This window comes from Cytobacillus sp. FSL M8-0252, from assembly GCF_038007345.1.
Lineage (GTDB): Bacteria > Bacillota > Bacilli > Bacillales > Cytobacillaceae > Cytobacillus > Cytobacillus kochii.
Genome location: NZ_JBBOWZ010000001.1, coordinates 3,784,955 through 3,805,871, shown reverse-complemented (window position 1 = coordinate 3,805,871; position 20,917 = coordinate 3,784,955). Strand labels below are relative to the sequence as shown.

Sequence of the window (20,917 nt, the reverse complement as noted above, 5' to 3'; positions counted from 1 at the left end):
GGCTTTTTTAAATAGTAGTATTCTGGTAAGTGTGAACTTGATAGGATCCATTCTCATGTTCTTTACCAGTGGTAAAACCGGCACCATCGGTAAATATATTTCTGGCGAGAATGGATTCTGCCTGCGTACTAAAGTCATTGGTGATTGCGCCTTTACCCATAAAAATATTATTATAAATTCTAAAGTTTTGTGTTCTTCCCCATGCCTTCATTGTTGACATAGTAAATTCGTTTTCATAAATAGCTAAACTGCTACCAGCACTTAAGATAATACCTAGAGGCGAAGTAAAACGGTTATACCTAACAACATCCAACGCCATTGCATCCCAGCCATCTTCCCAATCAATGTCACAGCCTGGTGTTCGTCCTTTATTATTAACAAATGTATTTCCTTCAATTAACCATTCTTGACCACCACACATCGCAAGTCCTGTGCTGGTGTTTTCTTCAAAATGACAGTTTTTAATTTTACATTGTCTTGGCATGCCAATGGTACGAAGAAAAGCGACTGCGCCATTAAAGTCGGTATCGCCATCTGCAGGGGGGGCTTCTTGATAAATGACAATTTTGACCCATTTTGCCGCTTGTGGCTTATCATAATTGTAAAATTGTAGATTATAAGTTTGGGAAGAAATGAATAGGTGATTTTCATCGTAAAAGTATATAGAATACAGTCTGGATCGTAAATAACGGAACCCTTGATAACCTTGAGTGTAACCTAACAAATAATAACTACCCAGTCCTGAAATATTTAAATAGGTAGATGAGCGAAAACGATGATTGTTTATTTCTGCACGCGCATTCCCTTGATCATCTATATCTCCTGGTTCAAAATGTGACCAGCTAACAACCGTATCACTTTTCACTTCTCCGAGCTCACGGTTATGAATTGTTCCAGTGATGAAATTAAATCCTGGTGATTGATTAAACGTACATGACTCAAAGGAGACATTTTTACAATCATCAATGAGCACACTCAGGCAACCTTCAGTAGATTCTGCAACAGTTGTATCGTTTCTTTCGCCATAAATATGGGCGTTTAAGAGTTTGGTATTTTCAAGATTAGTAAAATAGAACATTCTGTACCCAGTTTTTGTCTTTTCACTTGCTTCAATTTGAATCTTACTATCACTGAAATCAATGATGATATTAGTCGGAGGAAACAATGTTCTAACAGTTGGATTAATTAAATAATGGCCGTAGGGGAAAATGACTTTTTTATATGGGCCTAGTAAGGCATCATCAAATGCTGCTTGAATCCCGTTAGTAGTTGCAAGAGCGTTTGTTTCATCCAAATGTATATCATATTGTTCTGCATTCACATACAAAATGTCGGCTTCCTCAATCGGTTGCTCCGCTCGTTCAGATACAGTCAAAGTAAAGCTTGCAGCAATTGTTTTACTACTATCATAAGCAGTAATAGTCGTTGTACCGCTCGTAAGTGCTTCAACCACTCCATATTGTACTGTGGCGATATGAATATTTTCACTTTCCCAGAAGACAATATTATCATTTAGCACATCAAAAGGTAATCCTTCTGATAATGCAGTCGCCATCAATACAGTCGCTTCACCAACAACCATCGTTTCCTTCTTCTTATTAATAACAATCTCGGTGATCGTCCGATTAGATGGGGGGAGAGAGGGAGATAATTGCACATCTATAGGAATAGTTGTCGTAAAGCTCTGTTCTTCGTAGGCAGCCATTACATTTACGGACGTCGTCCCTGCGGTTAATGCCTTTATACGGCCTCTGTTATCTACTTCTACTATTTGTTCATTATTACTTTGGAAATCAAGGGTGAGGTCTGAAGTGTATTGACTTGGAATGGCTTCAATAAATAACTTTTGGCTTTCACCAATGGCTAAAGAGATGGTTTGTGGTAACGCAGAAATGCCAATTAATTGTTCTGTTTGCTGATAATAGTCATAATTGTTTTTTACTTCCTCATCCGTTAATGCGCGATTATAAATTGCAAAAGCCACAATGATTTCAGGTGCTTGATTGTGTGCGACAAAGTCCTTTCTTAATTGAAGTGGTGATTGAATAAGCGCATTTACGGTACTAGCAAAATCATTAGGTACAGGTTTTGGACCATTATCATTGATTGCATCATTGATAAAGAGACTGGCTGTTTGATCGGTATTAAATCTGAGTGTAAAGAGATTAATCGCATGTGAATCAATAGGGTTTAGCCAATCTTGATAACTTTTCTTTTGTCCTTGTTCATCTTTAAACCAATATGAATTAATTGCTCTTGTGTTTTGCTGTCCCGTTGTAGTCAAATACGGAATAAATACATCTGAGCGTGCAGCTGTGAATTTCCCATCTACTGTTTTCCAGTGCGATCCATTTGTGTTGAAGCTGGCCATTTGGATAGTTAATCCATTTTCAAAAGTAATGAGTTGATTCAGTGGGGAGGCATTTGTCGGTATTTCTACATAATCCTCGCGATTGACTAATAAACCTTGATCTGTCACATAACCATCGCTCACTCCATCATGTGAAAGACCTATTAAGGAAGCAACGACCCCATGAATCGTATCACTAATAGAATTATTCGTTTCCCCGGAACGGTTGGTAAAGTCATAATGAAGAATAATACCCTCAGTTTGAATGCCAATTTTTTGATATAAGGCAGATTGTAGCGCACTCTTGTTTCCAGTATTATCTATTGCGTAAGCCTGTAAGGTTGTGGTTTCAGTAATTATAAATGGACCTGAATAAACCGGGCTTGTTGAAGTGGGTTCGTCTCCATTTAAAGTATAATAGATCGTCGCTGGTTCACTTGAAGTAATAGTAATTTCGTGTGATTGTGAAAAAAAGCCACTAGGTGTCACCGTTAAAGTAGGTGGTGTTTCGTCTAATTCTAAGGTAGTAACGGTAATGCTAACCCCTGTAGAGGTTTGACCTGCTTCATTTTTTGCTTGTACGGTAAAAGTATAAAAGGTGGATGGGGACAAGTTTGCTAAAGTGACAGAAGGATTGACGACATTCTCTCTAAATTGGTCATTTTGAGAAATGTCATAAGAGGTAATTCCATCATGATAAAGAGGTGGGTCCCATTGTAACGTAACGCTAGTAGCAGTTACTTGATGAATCATTAAGTTTTCTACATTTCTTGGAGGTGATTCAGGCTCAGGTTTGAGTTCGTCATTATTTAACCAAGAACTTACATAACATCTAAAAGGGACAGATGATTGCACAGAGAGCGTGTTAAACGGAGCAAAGTTTCCCTCGAATGTTTCATTTGCCCTAACGGTAATCGTGATGTTGTGAATGTTAAATGACAACGAAGTGGTTGGATGTAAATTTGTTATTTTTAAACGAATCATCGCGGTATCGTAATTCTTAATCGTTGGTGCATTATTCTCGAAATAATCTTTGATAATAAAAATCACTTTTTCTCGCCTCCTTTTCTAGATAGGTTATCTTATGCGCGTACTGTCGCTTTTTTACTATATATTTGTGTTTAATAGTACTTTAGATGAGGAAATCAGTGTAAACCATTATGAATGTAATTAAACATAGTTCGTTTAACCTAATTTTTATTGACGTCTAGTGGTGAATCATGGTAAATTGATAATGGGAGTTCGTTATATAGAATATAAATGTTCTTTTTAGGAATAAGGGGTGGTTACTTGAAGGATATTATCTATTTTTTAAAACAAGTTTACCAATACGCTGGTTGGAGACTATTCGCTAGCTTAATAGCAGTTACAATTGTCAGTCTTTTAGATGGATTAGCTATCCTTTTACTAATCCCATTGATTCATTTTACCGGTATGGTCGATTTCGGCTTAGAAAACTCCTTTTTATCCTCTTTTTCCTTATTCGAGTATGTACCATCTAGTGTAGTACTGCCGTTGATCTTACTGATTTTTGTTGTCATTGTAGCTGTTCATCATCTTATTGAAAAAGCTGTGATGATAAAGCATACGCGCATACAAATGGGTTTTTTGACACATTTACGGATGAGTATCTATCAGGACATATTGTTGAGTAATTGGTCTTTTTTCCTGAAAAAGAGCAGTTCCGATTTAATCCATACCGTGCTAACCGAGATTGCTAAAACAAGTGGTGGTACGAGGTCTATTTTACAATTATGTACGAATCTGATTTTCGCTTGCGTGCAAATTGGCATGGCGTTTATTCTGTCTCCATATATTACAAGCTTTGTTCTTTTGCTTGGCATGGTGGCCATTTATATGAACAGGAAATATTTGAAGCTGACACAAGCTTTTGGTAAACAAAATTATACGTTAGGTAAAAAATTCCTAGCCGGAATAACAGACCAATTAGGGGGAATCAAGGAAATTAAATCTAACCATTTAGAAGAAGCACAACTACGCTGGGCTGGTGAAATGACGGCTCAAATGCAAGAAGAGCAAGTGAATTATATGAATACGAGATTACGTTCACAGTTGAATTATAAAATTTCATTAGCTGTATTCATCGCGGTCTTTGTTTATCTATCTATTCAATTATTTCAAGCTCAATCAGCAACACTATTACTAATTGTTGTTATATTTTCTCGCCTTTGGCCGAGAGTTGCAGGTATTCAATCCTCTTTAGAACAAATAACAACAGCTATCCCATCTTTTAAAGCGGTAAAATTATTACAAAGTGAATGTAAACAAGTTCGCGAGGAACTTATTTCATCAGATGAAAAACTCAAATTAGAGAACAGTATTACTTATCAACAGGTGTCTTTTCGCTACGTTAAAGAGAAATATGCCTTAAAGGATATTAATGTAATAATCCCATCAAAAAAGATGACAGCAATTGTCGGCAAATCAGGTGCGGGTAAAAGTACATTCGTGGATTTACTGATGGGCTTAAATCAACCACAGGAAGGCGCATTGTATATTGATGGACAAAAGATTAGCAATCATTCTCTTGCCCTATTAAGACAGAGCATTGGTTATGTCTCTCAAGAGCCTTTCTTATTTAACGGTACGATTAGAGAAAACTTGCTACTACTTCGCCCGAATGCGACAGATCAAGAACTATGGCAAGCCTTGTCCTTTGCTTCAGCAGCTGATTTTGTGAAAAAATTACCTGAATCTTTAGAAACTTATATTGGCGATCGAGGAATAAAGTTATCTGGTGGTGAGAAACAAAGGCTTGTTTTAGCAAGAGTTATTTTGAAAGATCCTTTAATTCTTATACTTGATGAAGCAACGAGTAGTTTAGATACCGAAAATGAAAAGAACATTCAAGAGAGTATTGAACAATTAAAAGGAAAAATGACAATCATAGTAATTGCTCATCGCCTCTCCACCATTAGAGATGCCGATCAAGTAATTGTGTTAGATGCAGGTAAAGTTGTTCAAGTCGGAGAATTTGTTCAATTATCTAAAGATAAGAACCAGTTATTTAGTCAACTGTTACAGAGGCAGGTGGAGGCAATGTAAATATTTCCTTTTCCTAAAGAAAAAATAGAAAGGATTCGTGATTTTATGAAAAAGCCGTGGGGAGAAGTAAAACTGGAAGTACTAGATGTAAAAATGACCATGAAAGGTGGAGGACATGGGGGAGGAAAGGATCCTAAGGATCCTGCTGATCCAGAGCCGGAAACAGATATCTACAGTTGAGGAAATGTCCTTATGTACTTTTGTACATAAGGATTTTTTACTAGAAAAGAGATTAACTTGTTTATTTCAGGGCGCTCTGCGTTTTTTATTTAGGTGGTGAGAATATGTTTAAAAAAGTAACTAGTCAGAAGGAACAAGAGGCTTTTGCTGCTACATGGGAATATTTTTGTGAGAGAAATGGTTGGCATAAAGACCCTTATGCACAAACAGGCGAGAGGTATCAAATATTGTTATCTAAAAGAGACCCGACCGTTATCGGTACGATTGAATTTATTCCTTATCATGAAGAAGCGGAAGTAGAAAGGTATTTTCGCTTTTCTAAAATCCCATCTATTTTTCAACAACAGAATCGGGTATGGGAGATAGATAAACTATGCTTACATAAAGATTATCATAGACAAGGGTATTTCTTTCATTTTTTTGAAATCATTTATGATCATGCCCTTCTTCATCAGCCGAAATATTATATAGCTATATTAGAGAAAAAGTTATATAGACTTTTAAAAATGTCTGTTGGTCGACGAATGATACGGGTCGATAAACAAACTGTCAGATCAGAAGCATCACTTATTCCAGTTGTAATACAGATAGAACAAATAATGAAGGATGATACAATCATACAATCACTTTTCTTGCGGAGAAATAAATTATTGTTGTGGAAATATTTCTTCAGATCAGGATTAAACCGATTGAAAAATAAAGCTGTGCGTATTCTTAGGGGGTAAATCATTGGTACTTTGGAGATACGGAAAACAGGTTAGTTGGATGCTCATGACGATTGGTTATATGGTTTTCATTTGGCTTCAATCTGAATATTTTAACCCCCAATTAATTGAAATATATGCTTATAGACTAGATTTTCCTATATTAGTAATTCTCGGCACTGTTTTTGAATTATTGCATCTTATCGAGTTTGGCATTTTATTTATTTTCCTTATCTTTACCTTTAAGGCCAATCCTAATGGAGAGTTTACAAAAAAGAAAATGATTGTTTGTTTCATTTTGTCTTTACTTTATAGTCTGATTGATGAAATTCATCAATTATATATTCCTTATCGTTCTTTCTCTTTTGTTGATATTTTTAAGAACTTTATCGGTATTTTCATTGTTTATTATATTGTTAAGAAAAGGTATAAGTGGTGAATTGCAGTGTCCATTTCTTCTCTTCAATTAAAGCTTCTTTATTCCGTTTATTTTGTTACAAATGTCTATTTTACAGGCGAATACACAAACAGAATACTTTAATGGGAATAGCATATAGGTAATTGAATATGAAACGAATATAAAATAAATAGATAAAAAGTTTATTAAAATCTATAAGGGAGAGAGGAAATTTGAGATATGTGAGAATCATCGAGGAAATCAATCAATTGAGGCTATTGTTAAGTAATATGTATGACCAAGGCCTATTCGATGTTGAAGAGGTAGAAGAGAGGCTCACATATCTTTTTCAATTGCTGTTTCCGGATAGAATAGGTGAATTTTCACCGGAAATTCATGAGATTCCTAGTGAGTCTCTTAGACTCTTGGCTGAGATTTTACAAGATCCCATATTAGTTCCAATCTTGAGAGAAGTAAGTGAAGGAGCAGCTGGTGAAATAAATATCCCTCATGCTTGTAATCAAAGATGTAATTGTCGGATGTGTAGATGGTGCAGAAGAGGGGTAACGGGTGCAACAGGAGTTACCGGAGTAACAGGTATGACTGGCGCAACAGGGTCGACAGGTGCAATGGGTCCGAGGGGTTATCCAGGAATACCTGGGAGAAGCGGATTAACAATAACGGGTCCTACAGGGGCAACAGGTCCAACAGGTCCACCAGGCAGTGAGACAGGAATAACAGGTGCAACTGGACCAACGGGTATGACTGGTGCGATAGGCTTAACTGGAAGTACGGGAATCACTGGTATAACGGGGGCCACCGGTCTAACTGGAGCTACTGGAGTGACAGGTCTAACAGGGGTAGATGGTTTAACTGGAGCGCCAGGTATCACCGGTCCTACTGGAGTGATGGGATTAACCGGAGCCACTGGCGTAACTGGTTCAATAGGAACCACCGGCCCTAATGGTGTGACAGGAGTAACGGGAATGACTGGACCTACTGGCTTAACAGGTAGCGCAGGGGTGACGGGAACAACTGGAGAAACAGGAGTCACAGGCGTTACTGGTCCCACAGGCATGCCAGGTATCACTGGGAGCACAGGAAATACCGGTGTCACGGGTCTAACTGGAGAAATAGGATTAACAGGTGCAACAGGAGTCGCAGGCTTGACAGGGGCTACGGGCGTTTCAGGTGTGACGGGAAGTACTGGTGCAACAGGCAACACTGGGCCAATAGGCGAGACTGGAATAATGGGTTCAACCGGTCCTACTGGTTTGACAGGAGTCACAGGTTCAACGGGAATGACTGGACCTACTGGAATCACAGGCCCAATTGGTTTAATGGGTCTTACAGGGAGTACCGGAACCACTGGCAACACCGGAGTAACAGGAATAACGGGTTTAACAGGAGCAACAGGAGTCACAGGTTCAATCGGTTTGACGGGAGTAACAGGATCAACCGGAATCACCGGTTCAATGGGCTTACCAGGAACAACAGGAATAACGGGAACTACTGGTTCAACAGGAGTGACAGGGGTCACGGGTCCAACAGGCTTGGCGGGTGTAACCGGAGTGACAGGTTCAATCGGTTCGACGGGTCTAACGGGAGCCACAGGTTCAACGGGCGCAATAGGAATCACCGGAGCAATTGGCTTGACGGGGCCTACGGGTTCAACAGGAGTGACAGGTATCCCAGGAGGTACTGGACCGACAGGAATCATTGGAACTACTGGTTCAACTGGTAACACAGGAAATACAGGTCTAACGGGTCCAACTGGCTCAATAGGCTTAACAGGAGCAACAGGAATTACGGGGCCAAGCGGTTTGACAGGAGTAACGGGTTTAACAGGATCCACCGGAGTCACCGGTTCAACCGGCTTGACGGGAGTAACAGGTCTAACAGGGGCGGCCGGAATCACAGGTCCAACTGGTACAACAGGATTAACAGGGATAACGGGACCAACCGGCTTGACAGGAACAACTGGTCTAACCGGTGTAAACGGTTTTACTGGGACTACGGGAACCACTGGGCTAACAGGAGCGACGGGGATCACAGGCCCAACTGGTTTGACAGGAGTAACGGGTTTAACAGGGTCAACCGGAATCACTGGTGCAATAGGTTTAACCGGAGTCACAGGTCTAACCGGAACGACTGGAAACTCGGGTTCAACAGGTCTAACGGGTCCAACCGGATCAACGGGGTTAACAGGTGCAACTGGAATCACCGGTCTAACGGGTATCACAGGTTTAACAGGATTGACAGGACTCACAGGGAATACCGGAGTAACGGGTAGTACAGGAAATACAGGTCTAACGGGAGTAACAGGAATTACCGGAGCAATAGGTTTAACCGGAGTGACAGGTCTAACAGGGACGACCGGAATCACGGGTTCAACTGGCGCAACGGGAGTAATAGGTCTAACAGGATCGACCGGAATCACTGGATCAACAGGAGTGACAGGTGCAACTGGATCAACGGGCTTAACAGGAATTACGGGGTCAATCGGCTTGACTGGAGTAACAGGTTTAACAGGAACAACCGGTTTGACAGGAGCCACGGGAGTCACGGGTTCAACAGGAGTGACCGGCATAATAGGAAATACGGGAGTTACTGGTAGTACTGGATCAACAGGAGTAACGGGAACAACCGGTCCAACTGGTGTCACAGGAGGAATAGGTTTAACCGGAGTAACAGGAAATACAGGGTCAATCGGCTTGACTGGAGTAACAGGTCTAACAGGATTCACAGGAACAACTGGTCCAACTGGCTTGACCGGATCAACTGGACTAACCGGTGTAAACGGTTTGACAGGAGCTACAGGTTTAATTGGAGCCACAGGTTCAACTGGTCTAACGGGAATCACCGGTCCAACAGGAGCCACGGGTATAACAGGATCGACCGGCATTACGGGTTCAACAGGAGTGACCGGTATCCCCGGAAGTACTGGAGCCACGGGTATAACAGGATCAGCAGGTTCGACCGGTTTAACAGGTCCAACAGGGGTAACCGGTTTGACTGGAGCCACAGGAACTACAGGGCTAATGGGAAATACAGGTCCAACTGGAGCAACGGGCTTAACAGGAACAACAGGAATTACGGGTTCAATCGGCTTGACTGGAGTAACGGGTTTAACAGGACCAACAGGAGTCACAGGAACAACCGGTTTGACAGGAGCTACAGGTTTAATTGGAGCTACGGGTTCAACAGGAGCGACCGGAATCACCGGAGCAATAGGTTTAACCGGAGTAACAGGTCTAACAGGGACGACCGGAAATACGGGTTCAACCGGTGTCACAGGAACCACAGGGATAACGGGAATCACAGGTCCAACTGGCTCAACGGGCTTAACAGGAACCACAGGAATTACTGGGTCAGTCGGCTCGACTGGAGTAACTGGTTTAACTGGATCAACCGGTTTGACAGGAGCTACTGGTTTAATTGGAGCTACTGGTTCAACAGGAGAGACCGGTATCACCGGATCAACAGGAATCGCTGGTCCAACTGGAGCAACTGGATTAACAGGAACAACAGGTTTAATTGGAGCCACGGGTATAACAGGTTCGACCGGAATCACGGGTTCAACAGGAGCGACCGGAATCACCGGAAGTACTGGTGCAACGGGCATAACAGGAACAACAGGAATTACGGGTTCAATCGGCTTGACTGGAGCACCAGGTTCAACAGGAGCGACAGGAATAACAGGATCAGCAGGAATCACAGGAACAACCGGCTTGACAGGAGCTACGGGTTCAACAGGAGCGACCGGAATCACCGGAGCAATAGGTTTAACCGGAGTAACAGGTCTAACAGGGACGACCGGAAATACGGGTTCAACCGGTGTCACAGGAACCACAGGGCTAACGGGAATCCCAGGTCTAACTGGCTCAACGGGCTTAACAGGAACCACAGGAATTACTGGGTCAGTCGGCTCGACTGGAGTAACTGGTTTAACTGGATCAACCGGTTTGACAGGAGCTACTGGTTTAATTGGAGCCACGGGTTCAACAGGAGTGACCGGTATCACCGGAAGTACTGGAGCAACGGGCATAACAGGAACAACAGGAATTACGGGGTCAATAGGCTCGACAGGATTAACGGGTTTAACTGGATCAACAGGAGTAACAGGAACAACCGGTTTGACAGGAGCTACAGGTTCAACAGGAATCACCGGTTCATCCGGTACGACGGGTCTAACAGGGGTAACTGGAGTAACAGGTTCGACTGGATCAACAGGCATAGCGGGAGTAACGGGTCTAACAGGGGCGACAGGAACTACAGGGCTAACGGGAATCACAGGAGCAATAGGTTTAACCGGAGTAACAGGTTCAACAGGAGTGACCGGTATCACCGGAATTACTGGAGCAACGGGCATAACAGGAACAACAGGAATTACGGGTTCAATCGGCTTGACAGGAGTAACTGGTTTAACTGGAACAACAGGAGTAACAGGAACAACCGGTTTGACAGGAGTAACTGGTTCAACAGGTCCAACAGGAATCACAGGAACAACGGGTCCAACAGGCTTGAGTGGATCAACTGGCCTAACAGGGGTAACCGGTTTGACTGGGGCGACAGGAACTACTGGGCTAACAGGAGCGACGGGGACCACAGGCCCATCCGGCTTGACGGGAGTCACCGGTTTAACAGGACCAACAGGAATCACAGGAACAGCGGGTCCAACAGGCTTGATTGGAGCAACAGGTCTAACTGGAGCCACGGGGGTCACGGGTTCAACAGGGGTGACCGGTATCACGGGAAGTACCGGAGTATCGGGTGGTACTGGAGCGACAGGAATCACGGGGAGTGCAGGCCCAACCGGTCTAACGGGAGTAACAGGGGTCACAGGAGCTATCGGTTTAACGGGAACAACCGGCTTAACAGGAACAACAGGACCTACGGGACTAACGGGCCCAACCGGTTCAACAGGCTCAATCGGACCAACCGGTCTAACGGGATTAACGGGTTTAACAGGATCCTCAGGGTTCACAGGAACAACCGGCCCAACGGGAGTAACAGGTCTGACTGGCCTAACAGGATCTACCGGGATCACGGGTCCAACAGGAGTGACAGGAATCACAGGTGTAACTGGTCCATCAGGCATTTCAGTACCTATTGTCGGTTTTTCGGCTAGAACAAACTTAAGTGGGATTAGTGCTTCGCAACAAATTGCTAATTGGAATATTGCTTCGCCTAGCTATAGTAGTGCAAGTTTTAATGCTACTACAGGTACTTTTACAGTACCAAATACAGGGAGATATTCTATTAAGGCAACAATTAATTATCAAACAACTACCACTATTTCTATAGCTATCGGTGCAGGAGTTAGTCCGACTTTTAGTGTTAGAAGAATATCTACTTCAACTGATTTAATTACTGGTGTATTTCCTATTCTAGATGTGAATATTGTTTTATTATTGAGTCTGAGAACTATATTGGGTTCTGGAACAGTTACTCTCTCAGGTGATATGACTTTAAATGCGGGAGATACTGTGGGTTTATTCTATAATGCAAATGGGCTTACAATTAGCTTGAATCTGGGATCAGGGACTTTACCCATTGTTTGGTCCATTCACCAAATTGGATAAAAAGAGCAATGTGGGAATCATTATCCTCACATTGCTTATTTGATGTAATATTCTTTGAAAAAAAGCTCGTTATGATTGACTCTTGAATCATTGGGTCGGTACTCTTTTGCTTTACAGTGATGGAAATATGATTGATTTTCATTACCATTTTGCCAGTAACAATAACATAGTTGAATATGTGGGTACCAGGTAGTATAAGATTCATCTTTAAAATTAAAATGAGTCGGTTCCTCGAGCGTAGTTGCTAATTGATACCAAAAAATGGCCTTATTAAAGTCATTTTTTTCTTTATAAATATCACCAATTTTACAAGCGGCTTCGGGTCTTGGTGTATCAAACTTCATGGTTAAAATGAGTGCCTCAAGCTCACTTTCTTCTATATTTAAATGTTTATAACATTCAGCTATAGATAAGCATGCCCTAATTTCATCCTCGACCCATCCCTTTTTACTCTGTAAAAATTGTGCATAATAGGCAATTGCATTTTCGAATCTAGCATGGTCTTTTAGTTCATTTGCAAAATAAAACAAATCCCTTGGTGAAAACTCCTCACCCTTTTCTAACCTTTTCTCGTATATTTTAATATTGCGGTCACTTTGTTCATGATGTGTTTGTTTACTACTTTTATTATGCTTAATGGCAATATCTGACTCAATAATATGGCCCCCGACTTCCAAATATTCATGGACAGGACCATGCCACTTGAAATGTCGGTCTCTTTTAACTAACCGATGTCTACGAGAACTAAAGGTTGGTTTATTTTCCTCATCAAAGGCTAAATGGTAGAGCATTGCGACAGCATCTACGTCAAAAGATAACGCTCCTTTTAAGTCTTTCATTTTTTGTCTGTCATCTGGTAAAAGTATATCGTCTGCATCTAACCAGAGAATATAATCTTGTGTAGCTTGCTCAAAAGCATAATTCCTTGCTGCGGCAAAATCATCTGTCCATTCATAGTGAAAAAGATGTTCAGTAAACTCTTTAGCGATTTTCTCTGTTTCATCTGTTGAGCCCGTGTCTACAATTATAATTTCATCACATAAATCAGACACACTTTTTAAGCATTCAGCAAGTACTTCCTCTTCATTTCTTACAATCATACAAAGGCTAATTGTTATCATCCCGTTCACCACCAAATAAAGAATCCTTATACTATATGAATGGTGAAAGAAATGGGTTCAAACCTAATTAGTTATTTCATTGCAAGTCTTAAAAATAGTAAATAAAGTAAGAAAACCCCTAGATATCCCCCTGTAATTAAAAATAAAGGGTTGAGAAAGACGACATGGACGGTTGTCATAAATACTAAGTTTTCGCTAATGATTTCATAAACTGTTGTAGCTGTTATACTTTCAAAAACGATGAGGGAAATGGTAGCTAAAGAAATTAGCACAATATGTGTAGGTGCCCAATTTTTATTAGCAAAAACCATTAAAATAGGAATCATTATAATCATCAATACAATGAAAAATACCATTAAAAAACCCTCCTAAGAAGAGTGATAGGATTAGCTTCTGTTATTTTTCAAAGAAAGATACATTTATTTTCCGAAAAATATAAAAACGAAAAGGAACTTACCTAGATTTGTCGAATGATAGGTGAAAAGGAGCTGAGAGTAATGAAACAAGTGAAACAACAACAGTGGATTTGCTCTAAATGTGAGAAAGTAATAGAAGACAAGAATGAATATATCGATAATGATGGTGTTTGTGACCAATGTTATTCTCGTAAACTGAAAATAAGGCGTGGTTTTAAGATTTAAGAAAAAAATAAGCGGATCCCATATTTGTAATAATCAAATATGGGACACCGCTTATTTTGATTTGTGAACAACTCTTTTAGTTAAACAAGTCATACAAATGGTCTTTCTTTTTACGATTAGTATTTCATGATAATAAACAAGCTCTTGACATTTATTGCAAAGTACAAATTCACTCATTAATTTACACATCCTTTCTTTAAAGGTATATGTAAAAAGAGAGGTAAACATGATTACTTGTACGAAGCTTATAAACTTACTCATTAATATGAAGTGCAATTTCTTGAAGCTCTTCTTTCATTTGGCCAATAAGTGATAAAACAGACCCGATCGCTTGAATCCAACTACCATAAAACCCCAATGCTTCACCGCTCTCACTACTCTTGTCTCTTAATGATTCAATCCCTCCTTTTGCTTGCATACTATTGCCAATTCCTTGAAGGAAGCCACCAACTATATTTAAAGATCTACCCGAGGGTGTTAAATCAAAAAACTCATCACTTAATGCAACAAAACTTCCTAAAGCCTGGAACCAATTACCAGTAATGATTATTCTTTGGTTCAAGTCCTTATTTGGGTCAAAAAGGATGCCAATGATAACGAGAGAATTGCCAACAGCTTGGACTTCATCACCAATAAGCTCAAGTGAATAGGTTCCTTGGCCATCAGCGGAAAGTGCTTCGCCTGTAGCTTGAAGTATATTTCCTTGCAAACGCAAATCAATTTTTAGCTGTTCATTGATAGGGAGTTGAGGAGTACTTCCTAAAGCTGCTTCAATTGTACCGATAGTTGACAATACAGAGCCAAAAATCTCCTTTAGTTGACTATTCAGGCCTAATCCCTCCCATACTCGCTTCATTATATGTATGTGGTGAAGGAAGTGGGTTTGTACTTAAGGAGATAAAAATGAAAGATGTACATTTACCGGTTACTTCTTCCAAATAAAGACCATTTATTAACTAGTACACGACCCGTAGTAAGAGTCGACTCATTAGAAGCTAGGTACATCAGCATAACCTCATCGACTAACGGTTTTTTGGCAATTAGTTCATCTTTTTAAAATTGTTTGTTGCCAGACCATCGCAATGAAACCTGGCTGGACTCTATTCATACGAATCTTCTTCTCTTTTGCAACATGAAGTGTAGCCAGTCGATTGTGTCTCCTTTAATGCTTGAACTTTTAAGAATTTCACATCTAATCAACATTGACTTTTTTTATTCATCATTTGTTTTATCCTCAGGAACTCTTTTGTACAAGAATCGGATTCTGTTAAGTCTGATTCATTTAGCTTTCCCTCATTTGCAACATTCAATTTTTTTAAGCATTTTTCTTACTTGATCATCTATATCTGTTACAATTACTTCTGCCCCTTTTTAGCAAATATAGTAGAACTGTAGCGCTCATACTAGAGATATCACCAGTAGTAATCGTAAATTTATTGTTCATCCCATTATCTTAGCTCCAATTATTAGCAGTAAACTTAACAAATAACTTGATTCACCTACTCTTAAAGGTTAACTTTAAGTGAATACAATCTAATACTTGTTTTTTATTTGAAAGAAGAGGGAATATAAAACATAAGTACATAATAGTTAAAGGAGAACGATTAAAGATGAAGAGATTTTTACTTATATTATCGATAATGACGATTTTTTGTTTGACTGCATGTGGCGATGGTGAGGGCGATTCTCAGAGTGGAAACATTGATAAACCTAATCTAGCAGATGAAGAAATTGAAGTGAGTCTTCAAAATGCCGTAGATATCTTTCTGCGAGAATATGAAGTGGATTATATTACAAAAGTTGAATTAGATAGTGATATGGATCAATGGAAATATGATGTGGCTGGAGCTTCTAATGAAAAAGAGTATGAGCTTGTGATTGATGCACATACTGGAGATATTTTAGATCAAAGTGAAGAGGCAATTGAAAAAGGGGATGAAGAACAAGGTATTTCTTTAAATGAGATTCTTTCACCTTCAGAAGCGATGAAAATAGTTCAAGCAGAAACGAGTAATGAAATTGGCGGTTGGACATTAGAAGTAGAGAATGGAACAGAGCAGTATGAAATCGAAGTCAGAGATGGTAGTGAAGATATCGATTATATTATTAATGCGATAAGTGGTGAGTTAAAAGGCAGAGATTAAATTTTTTTCCTCAGCAGATAGTAAAGTCCAATGATTAATTTAATCATTGGACTTTTTTTAACCTATTATTAAAGACTAGGTTGTACGACGGGTGATTTCTTATATTTTTTCTGGATGACATATGTCTGGATAATAAGGAATAATCCACTCACTGACCAATATAAAGGCAGTGCAGCTGGTGCAGATAGGGAAATAAACAAGATCATTGCCGGTGAAAGGTATCCCATGATTTTCATTGGTCCTTGTTGTTGATCCTTTGGTAATTGCATAAGGGAAACTCTGAATTGCAAATAATAAATGACACCAGCGATAATAGCCATGGGAATATTGGCGTGTCCTAAGCTAAACCATAAAAAGCCATGGGTAGCGATTTCAGGAGATGTTCTAATTGCATAATAAATAGCCATCAAAATCGGCATTTGTATCAGCAAGGGCAAACATCCCATATTCATTGGATTGACCCCATGTTTCGCATATAAACCAATAAGCTCTTGTTGTAATTTTTGCTTCTTAGCTTCATCTTTTGTTTTGTTCATTTGCTCTTGTATAGCCTTCATTTCAGGTTGTAACGCTTCCATTTTGACCTTCATCGATTGAGAGCTTTTTACTTGTTTAACGGTTAAAGGTAGCAAGATCAACCTTAATAATAAAGTCACTAGCACAATACTCCAACCATAATTTCCATGGAATATGCCTGCAAAAAAGTCGATGATAGAGATCAATGGCTGCACAAAATAATGATGGAAAAACCCTGTGTCTGTACCACCATTTGCTTGACAGCCAGCTAAAACCAATGAAATTGTAATTACTAACCATATCATTTTCTTCAAAAATATTTCCTCCTCTAATGATTGTTTTAATTAGTCATTAGAGAAAGAAATGCTTCATCGCTATCGTCTGGACTTTCTTTGCGACGAACTGTAAGTAAACGGTTTTGTTTACATGCCCAATTAAGCACATTAGAAAGAACAGATGCGTAGTGGTTAATTAAATCAGCGTCTGCTTCTTGAAGACGATAAAAAAGCATGCCTGTATTTCGTTGTAAGAAATATATCGTTAAGGCGGGGAGTAGGATTGTTAAGACAATACCAGCTAAGGTTAAGTCATGAATCGTTTGATAATCAAGTTCAAAAAGACCAGCAAATATCATCCCAAAGAGAATGGTATGATTGAATGATAAATGTCTCATTAGACTGCTCCCCTCCTTTCAATTCTTTTTCATATTTTCATCATAATCATAACGGAATCAGAAGGAAAAGTAAATGAAGCAAGACTTACAGGCTATGGATAACCTTTTTGTGACTATTATATTTAAATATTAAGTAGATAGTACAAGCATCTTTTTCTAGTACATCCATTCTAAAAAATGCTGTTACATTATGGGAGTATTCATGATTGCAAGCAGTAAATGGGTAGTTGTTATAGTCTATTCTTTTTCCTCATCCTTCCCTAAGTCTTCACATGCATACTCTATTAAAGAAAAAATCAAAGCTAAAATAATTGTAGCGAACAATCCGATTTGGATGGAATGCATGACATAATCCAAAAAAGACACAATCGCCCAGTTTGTCAAAAAAGAAAACACTAAAGATGTAACCTGCTGTTGCTTCAGGGTATATTTCCCCGAATGATTCATCAATAAAATGAGTGCTCCTATAAAAATATCAGATACGATTCCAATGAGAAAATAAAGCAAAATAAATGAAATGATGGATGGGAAGGATTCAAATTTGATGTTAAGTAAATGAAAGATTCCTAGAGTACTAAAAAAGTAAAGAGCAAGAACGAATGATAAGACCAACAGAACAATGATGCTTATCGCGGTAGTTGACCCAATGATACTTTTGAAGTTACTTTTCTTTGATGATGGTTTGTCTTTCATCTCCTCATCCTCCCAATAGACTTCGTTAATATGTAAAATTTTACATTGTATTAAAGTGTTTGCCAACTTATATTAGTTTTTTTGTAATAATCTTGTAGCAGACATTGGAGGTCATGTACCGTTTTATTTCTAAAGGGGTGGCCATCATTAAATGTATGAGTACCAGATGAATAGTTTGTCTCAGTCAGGCTATTGCTACCGGACACCGTTATAGGAAAAACTCAATTAAAACTTTAAGGGGCTATTTGAAAGCTAGAAAGTGAAGAATGAATAGCTCAATGTGTAACAAAAGGATTCCTAGGTGCTTGATATAGAGAGGTAGTTGAAACTTGGCATAGGAGAAAATGGCAAAGGAAACTGATGAAAAAAATACAAATTTGTCATTCAAAGGACCTTTGCCTCTCTTTATTTTACTTTATGCCCTTATATTACTTTTAATTGAAGTCCTATGAATAGGTAAGAGTCTTTTTAAGCGAATAATTACTCACTTTTACTTGCTTCTTGATTTAAATACTTTATTTGGACTATGAGAATATTTAATTTCTACATTTATATCTTCGGCAGTAATATTCTTAAACATGTCTTGAAATTTGTGTTGCTTCCAAATTTTATTATGATGCCTAAAGAGGTAATCTTCAAAAAGGTATACATCTATACCTTTTTCCCTCCCAGATTTTAAAGATAAGAAGGCTTCATCTCTGATTTTATCTTCAACTTTATGTTTAAGTGCATCTTGATTTACTTCGGAGGCTCCCTCCCTTAAAATGATTGTGGATTTTATGTTTAACTTGAATTTAGAATGAAAGTTGTCTTCCTCCAACGTTAATTTCGTTTTAGGATCTCTAAGTTCGACTTCAACAGGATCGTTTTTATTTTCCATATTGACCTGAATTAAACTTCTTTCAACATCTGCCTGCTTATTAGCTTTGATATAACCACTTAATTGAGATGAGTTTAAAAAACCTTTGTAGTTCCCGCCTTTAATAAAATATCCTCCATTAAAATAGGGTACTAAAAATTTCAATTCATTTTTTCTCACATTATTATTAGTTATTTCAATTCGTGGTAGTAAGATAGTCTTTGTCGCTTCACCTAAACCAATAAGAAATTTAGTTGCATCAATAGCAGGTACTTCTGAAACTTGTGTTTGTGTGTCTAGAGGTTGATTAATAATACTGCTTGTAATGGGATAATAAAAAGGCATTTTAAGTGTCAATATTTCCTCTAAATCTTCACTAGTGCCATAAATCCACCCATGGACACGTATGTTGTAATTCGAAGATAGTGAATCAGTCGTTTCCTTTAGTTTATACTTGATTATATTTTCTGAAAAAATAAAGCTATTGATATGATCAAAATTAATTTTTATTTGCATGGTTTTATAAATATTAGTTAATGCTTTATTTATTGTATTGCCTGTTCCTACACCCAACCATACAGGTTTATCTTGATTAATAGAGCTGCTCTCGGTCTTAGCTACATTTGAAAAATCCAAGAATTGAACATATACCACATATTCTTCGTCAATAAAGTCAACACCAAAACCAATGGCGTATGCTTGATATTGAATTTCTACAGGCTTTTGACATCCACTTAACAAAAGAAACATAATCATGGTAATGAGGATCCTCTTAATTTTAACTCTCCCCTTTAAGGTATACTATCTTAACTTAGAGTGACGTTAAATGGACTTAAGTATTCATAAATTATAAAGTCATTTACATATTTCATGCTCTTTACCAGGTATGCTTTTGTATTTAATCTCAGAATTATGTGCTTCGAAGTAGATGTATATTTTAATTAACCAATGTATCTGCGAGCACAGGATGAATTACAGATTATGTATAATGTCTCTTAAAAAACAGCCCACTGATGTGGGCTGTGCTTCAATATAATGGTTGTTGGTTATGACAGGATGGAAACCCACTTATATCTTGAATCATATGAAAATCATATTGTTTTAATGCGAATTGGGATTGATATAAATATTCAATCACTAATAATTTTCTTTGAGATGTACCACAAAGTTTCCCTGATGTCCCTTGACCATTGGTGAATGAGATACCAATTGGTTGGCCAATTAAATAATTAATTTTATGTTGCCATGGCATGGTGATATCACTCCTTCAAAGCATCTTATGATTTTGAAGGGATTGGGTGCATGTATGAGCTGTATTAAAGAATTATTAAGTTTATTTAAAAAAGCACCCAAATGAAGGTGCCTACTTAAAAAATTGATGGAAACCTAATTCCATAGGTATTAACCAAATAAAAAAACCTAATAAGGCTATTGGCCCGATAAAAAAATTGTAGAGTTTAACTGGCAATAGTTTAAAAAGCAAAAATCGATAAATGAAAGCTACACCAAACATTGTAATAAACAGAATTAGCAATGGTCCAATAAATTGCATGTAGTTAAATTCTATCCCCTTAAAAATATCCATATGGATCCTCCTTATATACATCGTGGGTATATTTTACTATAAGATGAAAAGTTTTGAAAAGAGGATACACAATTTTATGGTGCTGCTTTATTCTCTAATTGCTTGAAGACAAAACGTATAGCTCTAGTCGTTTAGGAATCTTGTTTCCCTTTGTTGGAGTAATCCTTATTGAATTGAAGATTGCCGGAAGGGGTATAGCTGTAACTTCTCCAATCAAATACGTTCTCCGAGAGGGAGCAAGAGAATATGGAATGTTAGAAAAAACACAGAAGCTCCAATCATTTATAACGTTTTGACCAGATGAAAATCAATGAAGCATCCTTTTAAGGGTTATCTTCTGAATTTTAAAAATCCATTTCTAAATACGTAGTTGATAGAAGGTGAATAATTTAGAGATTTAATT

At 38.5% G+C, this 20,917-nt stretch carries 17 protein-coding genes; 7 read left to right on the top strand and 10 right to left on the bottom strand.

Features of this window, described 5'->3' with window-relative positions; all coding sequences use genetic code 11:
• Positions 1–7: 7 nt before the first annotated feature.
• Positions 8–3,400, bottom strand: a complete 3,393-nt coding sequence (locus MKX83_RS19175; protein WP_341057164.1) for a chitobiase/beta-hexosaminidase C-terminal domain-containing protein — start codon at positions 3,398–3,400, stop codon at positions 8–10.
• A 240-nt stretch (positions 3,401–3,640) separates the two neighbouring features.
• On the opposite strand from MKX83_RS19175, the gene MKX83_RS19170 reads away from it, so the two are divergent.
• From MKX83_RS19170 to MKX83_RS19150, 5 genes are all read left to right on the top strand, one after another.
• Complete coding sequence (locus tag MKX83_RS19170; protein WP_341057158.1) at positions 3,641–5,416, top strand: ABC transporter ATP-binding protein; 1,776 nt, start codon at positions 3,641–3,643, stop codon at positions 5,414–5,416.
• A gap of 45 nt (positions 5,417–5,461) precedes the next feature.
• The gene (locus MKX83_RS19165) at positions 5,462–5,596 is read left to right on the top strand and encodes a paeninodin family lasso peptide (protein ID WP_157733909.1); all 135 of its coding nucleotides are present in this window, start codon (positions 5,462–5,464) and stop codon (positions 5,594–5,596) included.
• Between the two features lie 104 nt (positions 5,597–5,700).
• Positions 5,701–6,321: a hypothetical protein gene (locus MKX83_RS19160; RefSeq protein ID WP_341057149.1), complete on the top strand. Its 621-nt coding sequence runs from the start codon at positions 5,701–5,703 to the stop codon at positions 6,319–6,321.
• A gap of 4 nt (positions 6,322–6,325) precedes the next feature.
• On the top strand, positions 6,326–6,739 hold the full coding sequence (locus tag MKX83_RS19155) for a VanZ family protein (RefSeq protein ID WP_341051882.1): 414 nt from the start codon (positions 6,326–6,328) through the stop codon (positions 6,737–6,739).
• Between the two features lie 866 nt (positions 6,740–7,605).
• Positions 7,606–12,282, top strand: a complete 4,677-nt coding sequence (locus tag MKX83_RS19150) for a beta strand repeat-containing protein (protein WP_445293189.1) — start codon at positions 7,606–7,608, stop codon at positions 12,280–12,282.
• 35 nt (positions 12,283–12,317) lie between these two features.
• On the opposite strand, the gene MKX83_RS19145 is transcribed toward MKX83_RS19150, so the two are convergent.
• The gene (locus MKX83_RS19145; RefSeq protein WP_341057146.1) at positions 12,318–13,403 is read right to left on the bottom strand and encodes a glycosyltransferase family 2 protein; all 1,086 of its coding nucleotides are present in this window, start codon (positions 13,401–13,403) and stop codon (positions 12,318–12,320) included.
• A 71-nt stretch (positions 13,404–13,474) separates the two neighbouring features.
• Positions 13,475–13,759 (bottom strand): transposase, encoded by a 285-nt coding sequence (locus tag MKX83_RS19140; protein ID WP_341057142.1) that lies wholly within the window; start codon positions 13,757–13,759, stop codon positions 13,475–13,477.
• A gap of 141 nt (positions 13,760–13,900) precedes the next feature.
• On the opposite strand from MKX83_RS19140, the gene MKX83_RS19135 reads away from it, so the two are divergent.
• Positions 13,901–14,044 (top strand): hypothetical protein, encoded by a 144-nt coding sequence (locus MKX83_RS19135; RefSeq protein WP_180316941.1) that lies wholly within the window; start codon positions 13,901–13,903, stop codon positions 14,042–14,044.
• A gap of 253 nt (positions 14,045–14,297) precedes the next feature.
• On the opposite strand, the gene MKX83_RS19130 is transcribed toward MKX83_RS19135, so the two are convergent.
• Positions 14,298–14,900 carry a DUF6944 family repetitive protein gene (locus MKX83_RS19130; protein ID WP_380043682.1) on the bottom strand — a complete coding sequence of 201 codons (603 nt, stop codon included), beginning with the start codon at positions 14,898–14,900 and terminating at the stop codon, positions 14,298–14,300.
• A 754-nt stretch (positions 14,901–15,654) separates the two neighbouring features.
• Between MKX83_RS19130 and MKX83_RS19125 the strand changes: the two genes are divergently transcribed.
• Positions 15,655–16,188 (top strand): PepSY domain-containing protein, encoded by a 534-nt coding sequence (locus tag MKX83_RS19125; protein WP_341057138.1) that lies wholly within the window; start codon positions 15,655–15,657, stop codon positions 16,186–16,188.
• Between the two features lie 68 nt (positions 16,189–16,256).
• Here the strand turns inward: MKX83_RS19125 and yidC are convergent, their stop codons facing one another.
• The 6 genes from yidC to MKX83_RS19095 all read right to left on the bottom strand — a co-directional run bounded on the left by yidC (position 16,257) and on the right by MKX83_RS19095 (position 20,514).
• Entirely contained in the window at positions 16,257–17,009 is a 753-nt protein-coding gene (gene yidC / locus MKX83_RS19120) for a membrane protein insertase YidC (RefSeq protein ID WP_341058649.1), read from the bottom strand.
• Positions 17,010–17,044: 35 nt separating this feature from the next.
• On the bottom strand, positions 17,045–17,377 hold the full coding sequence (locus MKX83_RS19115; protein ID WP_095372121.1) for a hypothetical protein: 333 nt from the start codon (positions 17,375–17,377) through the stop codon (positions 17,045–17,047).
• 237 nt (positions 17,378–17,614) lie between these two features.
• Positions 17,615–18,070: a YrvL family regulatory protein gene (locus tag MKX83_RS19110; RefSeq protein WP_341057133.1), complete on the bottom strand. Its 456-nt coding sequence runs from the start codon at positions 18,068–18,070 to the stop codon at positions 17,615–17,617.
• 490 nt (positions 18,071–18,560) lie between these two features.
• The gene (locus tag MKX83_RS19105; protein WP_341058648.1) at positions 18,561–19,697 is read right to left on the bottom strand and encodes a Ger(x)C family spore germination protein; all 1,137 of its coding nucleotides are present in this window, start codon (positions 19,695–19,697) and stop codon (positions 18,561–18,563) included.
• A 259-nt stretch (positions 19,698–19,956) separates the two neighbouring features.
• A complete protein-coding gene (locus MKX83_RS19100; RefSeq protein ID WP_095372124.1) occupies positions 19,957–20,181 on the bottom strand; it encodes a hypothetical protein in 225 nt (74 codons plus the stop codon).
• 111 nt (positions 20,182–20,292) lie between these two features.
• Positions 20,293–20,514, bottom strand: a complete 222-nt coding sequence (locus tag MKX83_RS19095; protein ID WP_095372125.1) for a hypothetical protein — start codon at positions 20,512–20,514, stop codon at positions 20,293–20,295.
• Between the last annotated feature and the right edge of the window lie 403 nt (positions 20,515–20,917).

Excerpts from the sequence above, each read along its gene's own strand:
- MKX83_RS19165 (WP_157733909.1), top strand. The coding sequence starts at position 5,462 with ATGAAAAAGCCGTGGGGAGAAGTAAAACTGGAAGTACTAGATGTAAAA.
- MKX83_RS19160 (WP_341057149.1), top strand. The coding sequence starts at position 5,701 with ATGTTTAAAAAAGTAACTAGTCAGAAGGAACAAGAGGCTTTTGCTGCT.
- MKX83_RS19150 (WP_445293189.1), top strand. The coding sequence starts at position 7,606 with ATGGGATTAACCGGAGCCACTGGCGTAACTGGTTCAATAGGAACCACC.
- MKX83_RS19145 (WP_341057146.1), bottom strand. The coding sequence starts at position 13,403 with ATGATAACAATTAGCCTTTGTATGATTGTAAGAAATGAAGAGGAAGTA.
- MKX83_RS19140 (WP_341057142.1), bottom strand. The coding sequence starts at position 13,759 with ATGGTATTTTTCATTGTATTGATGATTATAATGATTCCTATTTTAATG.
- MKX83_RS19135 (WP_180316941.1), top strand. The coding sequence starts at position 13,901 with ATGAAACAAGTGAAACAACAACAGTGGATTTGCTCTAAATGTGAGAAA.
- MKX83_RS19130 (WP_380043682.1), bottom strand. The coding sequence starts at position 14,900 with ATGAAGCGAGTATGGGAGGGATTAGGCCTGAATAGTCAACTAAAGGAG.
- MKX83_RS19125 (WP_341057138.1), top strand. The coding sequence starts at position 15,655 with ATGAAGAGATTTTTACTTATATTATCGATAATGACGATTTTTTGTTTG.
- yidC (WP_341058649.1), bottom strand. The coding sequence starts at position 17,009 with ATGATATGGTTAGTAATTACAATTTCATTGGTTTTAGCTGGCTGTCAA.
- MKX83_RS19115 (WP_095372121.1), bottom strand. The coding sequence starts at position 17,377 with ATGAGACATTTATCATTCAATCATACCATTCTCTTTGGGATGATATTT.
- MKX83_RS19110 (WP_341057133.1), bottom strand. The coding sequence starts at position 18,070 with ATGAAAGACAAACCATCATCAAAGAAAAGTAACTTCAAAAGTATCATT.
- MKX83_RS19100 (WP_095372124.1), bottom strand. The coding sequence starts at position 20,181 with ATGCCATGGCAACATAAAATTAATTATTTAATTGGCCAACCAATTGGT.
- MKX83_RS19095 (WP_095372125.1), bottom strand. The coding sequence starts at position 20,514 with ATGGATATTTTTAAGGGGATAGAATTTAACTACATGCAATTTATTGGA.